The sequence below is a fragment of the Rhodoferax sp. LS1R11 genome (assembly GCF_056521395.1).
Genome location: NZ_JBWMAW010000022.1, coordinates 1 through 15,024, shown reverse-complemented (window position 1 = coordinate 15,024; position 15,024 = coordinate 1). Strand labels below are relative to the sequence as shown.

Annotated in this window: 13 protein-coding genes; 11 read left to right on the top strand and 2 right to left on the bottom strand. The window is 62.3% G+C overall.

The window, feature by feature from the left end; translation table 11 throughout:
- Positions 1-47: 47 nt before the first annotated feature.
- The gene (apbC, locus tag AC097N_RS19370) at positions 48-1,139 is read right to left on the bottom strand and encodes an iron-sulfur cluster carrier protein ApbC (RefSeq protein ID WP_479583708.1); all 1,092 of its coding nucleotides are present in this window, start codon (positions 1,137-1,139) and stop codon (positions 48-50) included.
- A 141-nt stretch (positions 1,140-1,280) separates the two neighbouring features.
- On the opposite strand from apbC, the gene AC097N_RS19365 reads away from it, so the two are divergent.
- The 9 genes from AC097N_RS19365 (at position 1,281) to AC097N_RS19325 (ending at position 11,112) form a co-directional block, all read left to right on the top strand.
- Positions 1,281-2,564 carry a patatin-like phospholipase family protein gene (locus AC097N_RS19365; protein WP_479583707.1) on the top strand — a complete coding sequence of 428 codons (1,284 nt, stop codon included), beginning with the start codon at positions 1,281-1,283 and terminating at the stop codon, positions 2,562-2,564.
- Between the two features lie 84 nt (positions 2,565-2,648).
- Positions 2,649-4,727 carry a methionine--tRNA ligase gene (metG, locus tag AC097N_RS19360; RefSeq protein ID WP_479583706.1) on the top strand — a complete coding sequence of 693 codons (2,079 nt, stop codon included), beginning with the start codon at positions 2,649-2,651 and terminating at the stop codon, positions 4,725-4,727.
- Between the two features lie 29 nt (positions 4,728-4,756).
- Entirely contained in the window at positions 4,757-5,500 is a 744-nt protein-coding gene (locus tag AC097N_RS19355; RefSeq protein WP_479583705.1) for a YoaK family protein, read from the top strand.
- A 50-nt stretch (positions 5,501-5,550) separates the two neighbouring features.
- Positions 5,551-7,293 carry a SulP family inorganic anion transporter gene (locus AC097N_RS19350; RefSeq protein WP_479583704.1) on the top strand — a complete coding sequence of 581 codons (1,743 nt, stop codon included), beginning with the start codon at positions 5,551-5,553 and terminating at the stop codon, positions 7,291-7,293.
- Positions 7,290-7,496, top strand: a complete 207-nt coding sequence (locus AC097N_RS19345) for a DUF3460 family protein (RefSeq protein ID WP_479583703.1) — start codon at positions 7,290-7,292, stop codon at positions 7,494-7,496. Before AC097N_RS19350 ends, AC097N_RS19345 begins: the two co-directional genes overlap by 4 nt.
- A gap of 133 nt (positions 7,497-7,629) precedes the next feature.
- The gene (locus AC097N_RS19340; RefSeq protein ID WP_479583740.1) at positions 7,630-8,427 is read left to right on the top strand and encodes a segregation and condensation protein A; all 798 of its coding nucleotides are present in this window, start codon (positions 7,630-7,632) and stop codon (positions 8,425-8,427) included.
- A gap of 33 nt (positions 8,428-8,460) precedes the next feature.
- On the top strand, positions 8,461-10,062 hold the full coding sequence (nadB, locus tag AC097N_RS19335) for an L-aspartate oxidase (protein WP_479583702.1): 1,602 nt from the start codon (positions 8,461-8,463) through the stop codon (positions 10,060-10,062).
- A 19-nt stretch (positions 10,063-10,081) separates the two neighbouring features.
- The gene (gene queE, locus AC097N_RS19330; protein ID WP_479583701.1) at positions 10,082-10,720 is read left to right on the top strand and encodes a 7-carboxy-7-deazaguanine synthase; all 639 of its coding nucleotides are present in this window, start codon (positions 10,082-10,084) and stop codon (positions 10,718-10,720) included.
- 23 nt (positions 10,721-10,743) lie between these two features.
- Positions 10,744-11,112, top strand: coding sequence for a 6-carboxytetrahydropterin synthase (locus AC097N_RS19325; RefSeq protein ID WP_479583700.1), 369 nt, complete (start codon positions 10,744-10,746; stop codon positions 11,110-11,112).
- Between the two features lie 25 nt (positions 11,113-11,137).
- Here AC097N_RS19325 and pabB read toward each other — a convergent pair whose 3' ends face one another.
- Positions 11,138-12,868, bottom strand: coding sequence for an aminodeoxychorismate synthase component I (gene pabB / locus AC097N_RS19320; RefSeq protein WP_479583699.1), 1,731 nt, complete (start codon positions 12,866-12,868; stop codon positions 11,138-11,140).
- Between the two features lie 167 nt (positions 12,869-13,035).
- On the opposite strand from pabB, the gene panB reads away from it, so the two are divergent.
- Positions 13,036-13,917, top strand: a complete 882-nt coding sequence (gene panB, locus AC097N_RS19315; RefSeq protein WP_479583698.1) for a 3-methyl-2-oxobutanoate hydroxymethyltransferase — start codon at positions 13,036-13,038, stop codon at positions 13,915-13,917.
- Positions 13,918-13,927: 10 nt separating this feature from the next.
- Positions 13,928-14,752 (top strand): pantoate--beta-alanine ligase, encoded by an 825-nt coding sequence (gene panC, locus AC097N_RS19310; protein ID WP_479583697.1) that lies wholly within the window; start codon positions 13,928-13,930, stop codon positions 14,750-14,752.
- Positions 14,753-15,024 lie beyond the last annotated feature (272 nt).

The window sequence follows — 15,024 nt, the reverse complement described above, 5'->3', positions numbered from 1 at the left end:
TTGCCAACGCCAGCGCGGCCAAAATGCCGGTGCTCGTGCAGCGCCGATCAGGTGTCTTTCGAGATTTTGATGGATGGGAACTTGGACGAGAAGTCCTTGTTCTTGGCCGCGATCGACACCGCCACCTTGCGTGCCACGGCTTTGTAGATCACGGCCACATCGCTGTCAGGATCCGACACCACAGTCGGCTTGCCGTTGTCGGCCTGCAGGCGAATCTGCATGTTCAAAGGCAGTGCACCCAGGTAGTCCATGCCGTAGTCGGCGGCCATTCGTCTGCCGCCGTCCGCGCCAAAAATATGCTCTACGTGGCCGCAGTTCGTGCACACGTGCACCGCCATGTTTTCCACGATGCCCAGAATCGGTACGCCGACTTTTTCAAACATCTTGATGCCTTTTTTGGCATCCAGCAGCGCAATGTCCTGCGGGGTGGTGACCACCACAGCGCCCGTCATGGGCACGCGCTGCGAGAGGGTGAGCTGAATGTCACCGGTGCCGGGGGGCATGTCCACAATGAGGTAGTCCAGATCACGCCAGTTGGTCTGGCGCAGCAACTGCTCCAGCGCCTGGGTGGCCATGGGGCCGCGCCAGATCATGGCTTCGTCCTGCGCGACCAGAAAACCGATCGACATGACCTGCACGCCGTAGTTCTCCAGCGGCTCCATGGTCTGCCCGTCTTCGCTCTCGGGCTTGCCGGTGATGCCCATCATCATGGGCACGCTGGGGCCGTAAATATCGGCATCGAGCAGACCCACGCTGGCGCCTTCAGCGGCCAGGGCCAGGGCCAGGTTGACGGCGGTGGTGCTCTTGCCGACGCCGCCTTTGCCCGAGGCCACCGCCACAATGTTCTTCACCTTGGGCAACAACTGCACGCCACGCTGCACCGAGTGCGGCACGATCTTCATGTTGACATTGACCGAGACGTTGTCCACGCCCGCCACGCTCTTGGCTGCGGCAATCAGCGCCTTGCGAAAGCCGGGGATCTGACTCTTGGCGGGATAGCCCAGTTCAACGTCAAAAGCCACATCACCCTCGGTGATCGTGAAATTCTTGATGGATTTGGACGACACGAAGTCTCGTCCGGTATTGGGATCGACCACACTCTTGAGTGCGTCCATCAGTATCTGTTCTGTCACGGCCATTGATTACTCCTGAAGGCATGTAGTCTAGCGAAGACTGTTTGGCCTTCAGGAAGGCAGGCAAATCGGGGTTTACCCCAAATGTCGGGTTAAAACCGCTGTTTTTCGGGCTTTCGCGCTGACCAGCGGCCCATAATCAAAATCATGTCCACCGATGCGCCCACACCTCCCGTTACCGGCCTGCTGCTGACCGGCGGCGGCGCGCGCGCTGCCTACCAGGTGGGCGTGCTGGAAGCCATTGCCGATCTCCGCAAGGCCACCGGGGCGCCAACGCAGTCCAACCTGTTTCCCGTGATCACAGGGACATCGGCCGGTGCCATCAATGCCGCCGCGCTGGCCTGCGGGGCAGACGATTTCGACAACGCAGTTCGCCGCATTGTTGACGTATGGAAGAACTTCAAGGCGCATCAGGTCTACCGGGCCGACTCCTTGAGCATGCTGCGCTCGGGTGCCACGTGGATGACGCTCCTGTCGCTGGGCTGGCTGGTGGCCAAGTGGCGGCGGATGAAACCACGCTCGCTGCTGGACAACAGCCCGCTGGAAGAACTGCTGAACAGCCTGGTACCACTGGATCGCCTGCCCGAACTCATCCGCCAGGGCCATGTACAGGCACTGGCCGTCACAGCCTCCAGCTACAGTTCGGGTGACCACATCACCTTTTTTGAGGGCGACAAACGGCTGATGAGCTGGTTGCGATCACAGCGCCGTGCCGTGCGCAGCCGCATTACGCATGCCCACCTGCTGGCTTCATCAGCCATTCCGTTTGTTTTTCCAGCCACTGCCCTGGACATTGAGGGGCAGACCGAATACTTTGGCGACGGCTCCATGCGCCAGTCGGCCCCCGTGGCGGCCGCCATCCATTTGGGCGCAACCAAGGTGCTGGTGGTGGGTGCCGGACGCATGCACGAGCCCAAGGCGGAAACTGACGTCAAAACCAACAACACCTACCCTTCTTTGGCGCACATTGCCGGGCATGCCCTGTCCAGCATCTTTCTGGACTCGCTGGCGGTGGACGTGGAGCGGGTGCGCCGTATCAACCAGACCCTTTCCCTGGTGCCGCCCGAGGCCCGCGGTGCGAGCGCCCTGCGGCCGGTGGAGTTGCTGGTCATCGCGCCTTCCCAGCGGGTGGATGCCATCGCGGCCCGCCATGTGGGTGATTTGCCAGCCGCCGTGCGCACCATGCTGGGTGGCGTCGGGGTTTCTGGCGACAAATCCGATGTCAAAGGTGCCGCACTGGCCAGCTACCTGTTGTTTGAGAGTGCGTACACACAGGAGCTGATGGCGCTGGGCTATGCCGACACACAACGCCAGCAAAGCGAGGTGTGTGCGTTTTTTGGCTGGACAAACCCCAACCCGGAACCCGCTGGCCTGCTGCCTGGCAACAAACCCCTGATCGAACGGCGGCGCGACCCCCTGCGTTTGCGCTAAGGTGGCGGTTTTGCAGGGGCGGGGGCCCAGCGGCGTCAAACCCGCCGACTAAAATCGGGCCAGTCTCTAGAAAGTTATTCCCCGATGTCACGCAAACTCTTTGTCACCACCGCCCTGCCCTACGCCAACGGAAACTTCCACATCGGCCACATCATGGAATACATCCAGGCTGATATCTGGGTGCGCTTCCAACGCATGCAGGGGCATGCGGTCAATTTTGTGGGTGCCGACGACGCACATGGCGCCCCCATCATGATTGCAGCCGAAAAAGCGGGCAAGACGCCGCAGCAGTTTGTGGCCGACATTGCCGCCGGGCGCAAACCTTACCTGGACGGCTTTCACATCAGCTTTGACAACTGGCACAGCACCGACGCGCCCGAGAACCACGAACTGGCCCGCCAGATCTACCGCGACCTGCGTGACAACCCGCAGGGCTCGCTGATCGAGACCAAAACCATCGAGCAGTTCTTTGATGCCGACAAGAACATGTTTCTGCCGGACCGCTTCATCAAGGGCGAGTGTCCCAAATGCCACGCCAAGGACCAGTACGGCGACAACTGCGAGGTGTGTGGCGCGGTCTACGCCCCCACCGACCTGATCAAACCCTACTCCGCCCTGTCAGGCGCCACGCCCGTACTCAAAAGCTCGGAGCACTTCTTCTTCAAGCTGTCTGACGAGCGCTGCGTTGCCTTTCTGGAGCAATGGACGCAAGACGGCAAGCTGCAGCCGGAGGTGGCCAACAAGGTCAAGGAGTGGTTCACGGTGCGCACCAACCCGGACGGCAGCACCAGCGAAGGCCTGGGCGACTGGGATATTTCCCGCGACGCGCCTTACTTTGGCATTGAAATTCCCGATGCACCGGGCAAGTATTTTTATGTGTGGCTGGACGCGCCGGTGGGCTACCTGGCCTCATTGAAGAACCTGCTGGACAAGCGCGGGCAGGACTATGCGGCCTACATGGCCGATCCGGCGCTGGAGCAGTACCACTTCATTGGCAAGGACATCGTCACCTTCCACACCCTGTTCTGGCCAGCCATGCTGCATTTCAGCGGCCGCAAGACGCCTGACAATATCTTTGTGCACGGCTTTTTGACCGTGCACAACGGCGAAAAAATGAGCAAGAGCCGCGGCACGGGGCTGGACCCGCTCAAGTACCTGGGCCTGGGCATGAACCCCGAGTGGCTGCGTTACTACCTGGCGGCCAAACTGTCCGCCCGCAACGAAGACATCGACTTTAATGCCGACGACTTCATGGCCCGGGTCAACAGCGACCTGATTGGCAAGTTTGTCAACATCGCCTCGCGCGCTGCGGGATTTTTGACCAAGCGTTTTGACGGCCAACTCACCCAGCAGTTTGGCACCACCGGCAGCGCCCTGCTGGCCGAGGTGCGGGGCGCCAGCGACACGATTGCCCAGTTCTACGAGACGCGTGAATTTGGCAAGGCCACCCGCGAGATCATGCTGCTGGCCGACAAGGTCAACGCCTATGTGGACCAGAACAAGCCCTGGGACCTGGCCAAGGACGCCGCCAACAACGAGGCCCTGCACCAGGTGTGCTCGGTGCTGATCAACACCTTTGCCGTGCTCACCCGTTACCTGGTGCCCGTGCTGCCCTCGCTGGCGCATGCGGTGCAAGGTTTTGTGAATTGCCCCATGGACGACTGGGACGTCGCCACCGACGTGGTGGCCATTGCGCCGTACCAACACCTGATGCAACGCGTTGACATCAAGCAGCTTGAAGCATTGTTTGAGGCTGCAGCCCCCGTGGAACCTGCGGAGGAAGCTATTGAAACAGTAGCACCTGGTGGTGAGGACATTGCCCCCGTCATCGGCATTGACGACTTCAGCAAGATTGACCTGCGCATCGCCAGGATCGTGAACTGCGAGACGGTGGAGGGCTCCACCAAGCTCCTGCGCCTGACGCTGGACGTGGGCGAAGCCAACACCCGCAATGTGTTCAGCGGCATCGCCAGCGTCTACCAACCGGCCGATCTGGTGGGCCAGTTCACCCTGATGGTCGCCAACCTGGCGCCGCGCAAGATGAAATTCGGCATCAGCGAAGGCATGGTGCTGGCCGCCAGCCATGCCAATGAAAAAGCCCACCCCGGCATCCACATCCTGACCCCCTGGCCAGGTGCCACGCCCGGCATGCGCGTGCGCTAAGTCCCTGCAAGCCCGATGTTGGCGCACCCATGATTCCCCTGATACGCGGCTGGACGGACGCCCAGCGCACCGTCCAGACCAATACGCGTCTGGGCGTCACCCTGGCCTTTGTGGCCGGGGCCGCCAACGCCGGAGGTTTTTTGGCCGTGGGGCAATACACCTCCCACATGACGGGCGTGGTGTCATCGATTGCAGACTCCGTCGTGCTGGGCAACATCACCGTGGCGCTGGTTGGCGTGGTGATGCTGCTGGCGTTTGTGGGGGGTGCCATGTGCACCGCCATTCTGGTCAACTGGGGACTGCGACGCGAATTGCACAGCGCCTATGGCCTGCCGCTGTTGCTGGAAGCCTTTTTGCTGCTGATCTTCGGGCTGTTTGGCAGCGCCATGAATGTGGCGGCCCAGCTGTTTGCGCCGTTGACCGTGGTGTTGCTGTGCTTCATCATGGGACTGCAAAACGCGGTCATTACCAAAATTTCCCGGGCGGAAATCCGCACCACCCACGTGACCGGGTTGGTCACCGACATGGGCATTGAGCTGGGCAAGCTGGTCTACATCAACGCTGGCGAGGGCACGACCCGGGTGCTCGCCAACCGTGACAAGCTGCGTTTGCAGGGCAAGCTGATTGCCGGTTTTCTGGGGGGCGGCCTCATGGGCGCCGCCGGGTTCAAATACGCCGGCTTCATCAGCACCGTACCGCTGGCTATTTTGTTGCTGTTGGTGGTGCTGCGCCCGCTGTGGACGGACGCCCAGCAGCGTCTGGCCCCCCGCTAAGCTCGCAAAAAAACCAGCCCTTTCCTGATCACTGACTCCCTACTTTGTCAATGTCCCATCCACCCGGTCAACGCCCCCTGCTCTCAGCCCTGTCTTTTTTCAGGCCCCGTTTGGTGGATGCGCTGCAGGGCTACAACCAGCAACGATTCGTCAAGGACCTTGGTGCAGGGCTGACGGTGGGCGTCGTGGCCCTGCCACTGGCCATGGCCTTTGCCATTGCCAGCGGCCTCAAGCCCGAGGCGGGTCTGTTCACCGCCATCATTGCGGGCCTGCTGATCTCGATCCTGGGGGGCAGCCGGGTGCAAATTGGCGGACCGGCCGGGGCGTTCATTGTCATTGTGTATGGCATCGTGGACCGCTACGGCCTGGCCAACCTGATCATTGCCACCGCCATGTCAGGCGTGATGCTGTTTGCGATGGGGTTTTTCAAGCTCGGCACGCTGATCCGGTTCATTCCAGTAGCCGTGGTCATCGGCTTCACCAACGGCATTGCGGTACTGATTGCGCTGTCACAGGTCAAGGAATTTCTGGGCCTGCGTGTGACTGCCATGCCCGCCAACTTTTTTGGCATGCTGTCGACGCTGAAAGACGCGCTGCCGACCTACAACCCCAGCGCCACGGCCGTGGCCATCGCGTGCCTGGGCATTATTCTTTTTTGGCAATTTGGCATGCCGCAACTGGGCCGGACACGCCTCTGGGCGGCACGCCTGGCCCTGCTGCCTGGCTCGGTGGTGGCGCTGGTCCTGGCGACGCTGTGCGTCTCGCTGCTGAAATTGCCGGTAGAGACCATTGGCAGCCGGTTTGGCGGCATTCCCTCGGGGCTGCCGGGGCTGCAGTGGCCGGACTTCTCCTGGGAGTCCGCGCGCTTCCTGTTCATTCCGGCCGTTACCCTGGCCTTGCTCGGCGCCATCGAGTCCTTGCTGTGCGCGCGGGTGGCCGACGGCATGATTGACGACCGCCACAACCCCAACCAGGAGTTGATGGCCCAAGGCATTGCCAACTTCGTCACGCCCTTCTTTGGTGGCATGCCCGCCACCGGCACCATCGCACGCACGGTGACCAACGTCAAAAGCGGTGCCACCAGCCCGGTGGCCGGCATCGTCCACGCCCTCACCTTGCTGCTGGTGATGGTGCTGGCAGCCCCACTGGCGCAGGACATTCCGCTGGCTGCCATGGCAGCCATCCTCATGTTTGTCGCCTGGAACATGGGTGAATGGCGCGAGTTTGTGCATTTGCGCCAGTTCCGCCTGCCCTACCGCATCACGCTGCTCTCGGTCTTTTTGCTGACCGTGGTATTTGATCTGACCGTCGCGGTCGAAGTGGGGCTGGTCGCTGCCTGCGTCACCTTCATCTACCGCATCTCCAGCCTGTCCCGCTGCGAGTCCGTCCAGGAGGCAGACTTCCCCGCCCTGGCGGCCCTCCCGGGACAAGTGGCGGGCTACCGGCTTTACGGCGCCCTGTTTTTTGGTGCGGTAAAACTGATCGAAGACCTGCAGGACCATTTGCCGCGCGAGGCGCTGGTGCTGGATCTGAAAAATGTCATCTATATAGATTCGTCAGGCGCCGACACGCTGAACGACCTGGCCCGCGCCTGTGCCAAGGCGGGGGTTCGCCTGGTGGTCTGCGGGCTGAGCCATCAGCCGCTGGACATCGCCCAGCGCTGCGGCTTTGTGTCCGGCCTGGGCATCCAACACTTTTACCCCCACCTTTCCGCCGGCATGGCAGCGGTACTGGCGCCTGCCCAGCCCGCCGCCAGTGCCCCGGTAAAATGCAGCAAAGAGGACCTCGCATGAATATTTTCTACCGCCCCAAATACCAATCCGAAGCCACGCAGTTCATTGACCAGCTCAAAGCCAAAGACCCGGCGCTGGAAGCCAAGCAGCGCCAGGGCCGTGACCTGCTGTGGGACAAGGAAGTAGACCGCAGCGCCTGGAGCGAATACCGTGAAGCCGAGGTAGAGCAAAAGCCCTACGTCTACCAAACCGACGCCAAGTAAGCTATTTTTAGTCAAATCAGCCTCTAGCCCTCGTATTCATTGCGCAAGCAGCTACATATTTAATAGCTAATCAATGAGCGTCAAAGTTGACCGCAGCGCGCTGGCCGCCGCCCATGCGCCTGTACTGGCCGCCATGCCGGATGTGGTTGACCATGTGGCCGTTGCACGCCTGTATGGCGAGCCGCTGTTCGCCATGCCGCAGGATTTGTACATCCCGCCGGACGCGCTGGAGGTCTTTCTTGAAGCCTTTGAAGGTCCGCTGGACCTGCTGCTCTATCTGATCCGCAAGCAGAATTTCAATATTCTGGACATCCCCATGGCGGGCGTGACGCGCCAATACCTGGTCTACGTGGACGAGATTCGTGGCCGCAACCTGGAACTGGCTGCCGAATACCTGCTGATGGCCGCCATGCTGATCGAGATCAAGTCACGCATGCTGCTGCCGCCCAAAAAGGTGGCCGAGGGCGAAGAGGTCGAAGACCCGCGCGCCGAGCTGGTGCGCCGCCTGCTGGAATACGAACAGATGAAGCTGGCCGGGGCCAAGCTGAACGCCGTGCCGCAATTTGGTCGCGACTTTCTCAAGGCACAGGTCTTTATCGAGCAGTCCATGCAACCGCGTTTCCCCGACGTGAGCGTGGTTGATCTGCAGGAAGCCTGGCGCGACATTCTGAAGCGTGCCAAACTGGTGCAGCATCACAAGATCACCCGCGAAGAACTGTCGGTGCGGGAGCACATGAGCATGATGCTCAAGAAACTCCAGGGCCGCCGTTTTGTCGAATTTGAGGAACTGTTTGACGCGACCCAAGGCACGCCCGTGCTGGTCGTGACCTTCATCGCGATGCTGGAACTGGCCAAAGAAACCCTGATTGAAATCACCCAGGCCGAAGTATTTGCCCCCATTTACGTCCGCCTGGCCTACTCACCTGCTTGAATGCACGAACCGTGACACTCCGTCACCCCTGACATGTCTACTACCCACCATTTTGACGTGCTGATTGTCGGCAGCGGCCTGGCCGGACTGAGCGCCGCCCTGCTGCTGAGCACCACCCGGCGCGTTGCCGTCATCACCAAGCGCGCGGTTCACGAAGGCTCCAGCGGCTGGGCCCAGGGCGGTATTGCCGCCGTCTGGAGCAAAGACGACAGCTTTGAAGCCCACGTCGACGACACCCTGATTGCCGGCGCAGGCCTGTGCGACCTGGACGCCACCCGCTTTGTGGTCGAACAAGCCCCGCAAGCCATTGCCTGGCTGCAAAGCATGGGCGTGCCCTTCTCTGAAGAAGCTGGCCAGCTGCACCTGACCCGCGAAGGCGGCCACAGCGCGCGGCGCATTGTGCATGTGACCGATGCCACGGGCGCAGCCGTGCAGCGCACGCTGATCGAGCGCGTGCGCCAGACCCCCAACATCAGCCTGTTCGAGAACCACACACTGGTGGACCTGATCACCGACGCCAAACTCGCGTCGCTCCAGGGCAGCGACGCCAAGCCGGGCGACGAACCCGTCCATTGCCTGGGCTTGTATGCGCTGGACGAAGTGACCGACGAAGTGCTCACCTTTCAGGCACCGCACACGATCCTGGCCACGGGCGGGGCAGGCAAGGTCTACCTCTACACCACCAACCCCGACACCGCCACCGGCGATGGCATTGCCGCCGCATGGCGCGCGGGATGCAAAGTGCAGAACATGGAGTTCATCCAGTTCCACCCCACCTGCCTCTACCACCCCCACGCCAAGTCTTTTTTGATCAGCGAAGCGGTTCGCGGTGAAGGCGGCCGCCTGCTGCTGCCCGACGGCACCCGCTTTATGCCGCAGCACGACGAACGCGCCGAGCTGGCACCCCGTGATGTGGTGGCACGCGCCATCGACTTCGAGATGAAAAAAGGCGGCTTTGACTGCGTCTACCTCGACATCTCGCACCAACCGCTGAGCTTCCTGCAAGAGCATTTTCCCAACATCTATGCGCGCTGCCTGGAGCTGGGCATTGACATCTCCAAGCAGCCCATTCCCGTGGTGCCTGCGGCCCATTACACCTGTGGCGGGGTATTGACCGATCTGGCCGGACGCACCGACGTGGCCGGTCTGTATGCCATTGGCGAGACCGCCTGCACCGGCCTGCACGGCGCCAACCGCCTGGCGAGCAACTCGCTGGTGGAATGCATGGTGTTTGCCCAGGCCACCGCCAAAGCGATTGACCATGCCCCGGTCGCCGCCGAGCCGGTGCTGCCGGACTGGGACGAAAGCCGTGTGACCGATGCCGATGAAACCGTGGTGATCTCCCACAACTGGGACGAACTGCGCCGCTTCATGTGGGACTACGTGGGCATCGTGCGCACCAACAAGCGGCTGGAGCGTGCATCTCACCGCGTGGCCTTGCTGCAGGGTGAAATTCAGGAGTTTTACGCCCGCTTCCATGTGACGCGGGACCTGCTGGAGCTGCGCAACCTGGTCCAGGTCGCGGACCTGATCGTGCGCAGTGCCCAGGCCCGCCACGAGAGCCGGGGCCTGCACTTCAGCCGGGACTACCCGGAACTCGCCCCGGTGGCGCTGCCCACCATCCTGACGCCGTGAACGGGCTCTTGCTCACCCCATGAATTACAGCGTCAAAGAAATTTTCTACACCCTGCAGGGTGAAGGGGCACAAGCGGGTTCACCGGCGGTATTTTGCCGCTTTGCCGGCTGCAACCTGTGGACCGGCCGCGAGAGTGATCGCGCCAGCGCCATTTGCCGCTTTTGCGACACCGATTTTGTCGGCACCGACGGCACACTGGGCGGAAAATTCGTGCAGGCCGACGAACTCGCTGCGGTGATTGAAGCGCAATGGCCCGCGGGCGATACCGCCCACCGCTTGGTCGTGTTGACCGGCGGTGAGCCGCTGCTGCAGATCGACACCGACCTGATTGATGCCTTGCACGCACGCAGTTTTCGCATTGCGGTGGAAACCAATGGCTCCTTGCCCGCGCCTGAAGGCATTGACTGGCTGTGCGTAAGCCCCAAGGCTGGCGCGCCGTGGGTGCAGCAGCAGGGACAGGAACTCAAACTGGTCTGGCCGCAACCCGAACTGGACTTGCAAACCATGGCCAGCACGGGCAACTTCCAACACCGCTACCTGCAACCCATGGACGGACCCGACCAGGCGGCCAACACCGCCACCTGCATCAGCGCCTGCCTGGCCCAGCCCCTCTGGCGCCTGAGCCTGCAAACCCACAAGATCAGCGGCATACGCTGAGTCCCACGGCCAAACTCACCACCATGCAATTCACCATCAGCCAACGCTTCTTTTTCGATGCCGCCCACACCTTGAACCGGGAGATCGAAACCGAAGGCAGCCGCCGCATCCACGGTCACACCTACCACGCAGAAGTCAGCCTGGGCGGTGAGCGGGACCCCGTCAGCGGCATGGTGCTGGACCTGGGTCATCTGCGCCGCCGGCTGGGCGATGTGCGCGAACTGCTGGACCACCACCTGCTCGACGAGGTGCCCCACCTGGGTGCACCAACACTGGAAAACCTCTGCCTCTTCATCGCCAATGCCCTGCCCGACCTGCGCGACAACCTGGCGCAGGTACGTGTCTGGCGCGAAGCATTGGGTGACGGCTGCGTGCTCAACTTCAAAGCCTGAAGCGGCACCCGCGCCCGCAGGCGGCTCAGATCAGGTCGGCAGCCATCCAGCCGCGCAGGCTGTTGATAAAAGCCAGGCCGCTGGCGCGTGATAAATCGTCCACCCGCACCACGGATTCGACCAGCAGGCCCTCGTCAAGGTAACGCGCGCGGCCCACACCGGCCAGCAGCCCGGAGGTCAAGGGGGGGGTGACCCAGCTCCCATCCAGTTGCACCGCTATATTGCCCCGCGTGCATTCAGTCAACTCGCCGCGCGGGTTCCACAGCAAGGTGTCAAACACGTCCGGCAAGGTGGGTGCAAAAGCGTCGTAGTGAGCCCGCCGGGTGGTTTTGAAGCGCACAAACTCACTGTCGGTCTCCGCCAGTGGGCTGGTGGCCAGCGCCAGGCGCACGCGAGGTGGCGACGGCGCCATGGCATGTGCCTGGGCCACAGGCTGCCCCGCCACCCCCAGCAACAAGCGCACCCGCCACAGCCCCCCTGGATGCATGCCGGCCAGGTCTTGCAGGCAGCCCTCGACCTGCGCCGGGTTCCAGACGTAGCCGAAATGGGTGGCGGCACCGGCCATCCGGGCCAGGTGACGTGTCAGGTGGCGAAAGACGCCGTTCTCCAGCGCCAGCGTCTCCAGCAGTTCAAAGGACTGGCTGGCGCGCGTCAGAAAAGCGCGCTTGTGGCGCCATTCCTGCCACTCGCCCTCGGCCGTGGCATCGGCCGTGATGCCGCTGCCAATGCCGCAGCGGGCGGCACGGCCCTGCACGGTCACGGTGCGAATGGCCACATTGAAGGTGGCCGCGCCGCCAGGGCGCACCACGCCAATGGCACCGCAGTAAACGCCGCGTGGCTCGCTCTCCAGACGGCGAATCGTCTGCATGGCCTGCACCTTGGGCGCCCCGGTGATGGAGCCACACGGAAACAGGGCCGTGAACACGTCCGCCAGCGTGGTGCCGGGTTTCGTCAGGGCCTGCACATCCGAGGTCATTTGCCACACGCTGGGCAAGGCCTCCAGCTGGAACAGCTGCGGCACCTTCACCGAAAACGGTTGGGCGATACGGGAGACGTCGTTGCGGATCAAATCCACGATCATCACGTTTTCAGCACACTCCTTGGCTGAAGCCCGGAGTTGGGCTGCCCGTTCGGCATCGTCTTCTGGCGTGGCGCCGCGGGGCGCGGTGCCCTTCATCGGGCGCATCAGAATGCGCTCGCCATCCCAGTCAAAAAACAGTTCGGGTGAAACCGACAGCACCTGTTCGCTGCCCGTGTCAATGAAGGCCCCATAGCCTCCCGGTTGGGCCCGGCGCATGGCCATGAAGAGGTCACGCGGGCTGCCCTGCAGCTCGCCCGTCAGGGGCGCGGTGTAGTTGAGCTGGTAAAACTCGCCGGCCGCAATACCTTGGTGAATGTCGGCCATACCCTGATCAAAAGCTTGGCGGGTCAGCCCCTCTTCCCACTGCGCCACGGTGGCAACACCCGGCGCGGCCTCGGGCCAGGGCAAAGCGGCATCAAAAACACCAAACCAGGCCAGCGGACCCTGCGCCTCATGCACCGCCAGCGCGGGGTCAAAGGCCCGGGCGGCTTCGTAGCGCAGGTATCCGACACACCAAAAGCCTTGCCGACTCAGGGTCTGAACAGACGCCAGCAAGGGCACAACCTCTGCCGCGGTGCGGGCGATCAAAGTCTGGCGCGGGACACCAAAGGCGCAATGCAGGGCTGTCGTCGTTCCGTCCGCGTGAGGCGATGCAAAGTCAATCAGCGTTTGCATCAGGAGCGTGCTCCTTGCGCACAGCGCAGCAGGCGGCGGCCCTGTGGCTTTACGTCAGATAGGCGCGTGGTTTTGGGCACTGTCGTGGTGAAATTTTTCATGGACGTGAAGCATAGCCGGATCGACTAGACTCGCCCCACCTTGTTTGAATTGGCCCAAAATCGACCATGACAGCCTCCACCACAGCCCCGGCGTCCCCCTACGGCACCCTGCCCCCCAGCGCTGCGCCAGCCTTGCGCAAACCCATCAGCTTGCCCCGTTTGCTGGAGATGCATGCGAGGGGCGAAAAAATCACCATGCTGACCGCCTATGACGCCACGTTTTCGGCTGTCGCCGACGCGGCGGGCGTGGAGTGCATTCTGGTGGGTGACTCCTTGGGCATGGTGTGCCAGGGCCTGAGCAGCACCGTGGGTGTTTCGTTGGAAACCATGCGCTACCACGTGGAAAGCGTGGCGCGCGGTTTGCGCCGCTCGCAGGCCACGGCCTGGCTGGTCGGGGACCTGCCGTTTGGCACCTACCATGAGTCAAAAGAACAGGCACTGCACAGCGCGGCCGTGCTGATGCAGGCCGGGGCCCACATGGTCAAGCTAGAAGGTGGCGGCTGGACGACGGACACCGTGCGTTTTCTGGTCGAACGCGGCATTCCCGTGTGCGCGCATCTGGGCCTGACGCCGCAAACCGTGCACGCCCTGGGCGGCTACCGGGTACAAGGCAAGACGCTCGAATCTGCAGCCTTGCTGAAACAGCAAGCGCACGCCCTGCAGGACGCCGGCGCCACCTTGTTGGTACTGGAGATGGTGCCTGCCGCACTCGCAGCAGAATTGACGGCCGAATTGCTGCATTGCCCGACCATCGGTATTGGCGCCGGCAAAGACACGGCGGGCCAGGTACTGGTCCTGCACGACATGCTGGGCATGAACCTGGGCAAGATGGCCAAATTCGTCCACAACTTCATGGCCGATGCCCCCGGCATCAAGGAAGCCATGCAAGCTTACGTGAGTGCCGTCAAAGGCGGCACCTTCCCCGACAACGCCAAACACGCCTGGTAAGCGCTCCCCCATGAAAATCGTCCACACCATTGCTGAACTGCGCGCGCACCTGGCACCGTTCAAACACCCCGCTTTTGTTCCCACCATGGGCAACCTGCACGACGGTCATCTGGCCCTGGTGCGGCAGGCCAAGCCCTTGGGTGATGTCACCGTGGTCAGTATCTTTGTCAACCGCCTGCAGTTTTTGCCGCACGAGGACTTTGACACGTACCCGAGAACCTGGGAGTCGGATTGCACCCGACTTGAAACCGCAGGCTGCGATGTGGTCTTTGCCCCCAGCGAGAAAGAGCTGTATCCCGAGCCCCAGACTTTCAAGGTGCATCCACCAGCCGAGCTGGCTGACATCCTGGAAGGCTTCTTTCGCCCCGGGTTTTTCATCGGCGTCTGTACCGTGGTGATGAAGCTATTTGCCTGCGTGCAACCGCGCGTGGCCGTGTTTGGCCAAAAAGATTACCAGCAACTCATGATCATCCGGCGCATGGTGCAACAGTTTGCCCTGCCCATCGAGATCATCGGCGGCGAGACCGAGCGTGCACCAGACGGTCTGGCCCTGTCATCACGCAATGGTTACCTGAGTGAAGGCGAACGCGCCGAGGCGGTGCAACTGTCGCTCGCGCTCAAGGGCATCGCCGCCGGCCTGCAAACTGGCGCAAGCGACATCGCCGCCCTGGAAGCCCAGGCCATGGCGACCCTGACGGCACGCGGCTGGAACCCGGACTACCTGGTGGCACGGCGCCGCAGCGATTTGCAGGCCCCGACCGCGGGGGATGCCTTGGTGGTGCTGGGCGCCGCCAAAATTGGCAATACGCGTTTGATCGACAACTTCGAAATTTGAGCTAATTTACCCCCGGTTTTACCCAGAATTTCAGGCGCCAGGTGCAGCCCAATAAAGTCCCTGAAATGCCCTTGCCGAAGAAATGGAGCTGGTGATGGTCCAGAAACAACCCAGTCTTGGTTATCAACTCTCATGAGTTGAACGTCTGCAATGCGGCGGGGGACGAAACCGCTGTCGCGGTAGTCTCCGAGCCGGCGTGTGTGTTTTGCACAGGGGGATGTGCGTGCCTATGTTGTGAATTGAGGCAATTGGCCTCGTTCACAACAGGAGCA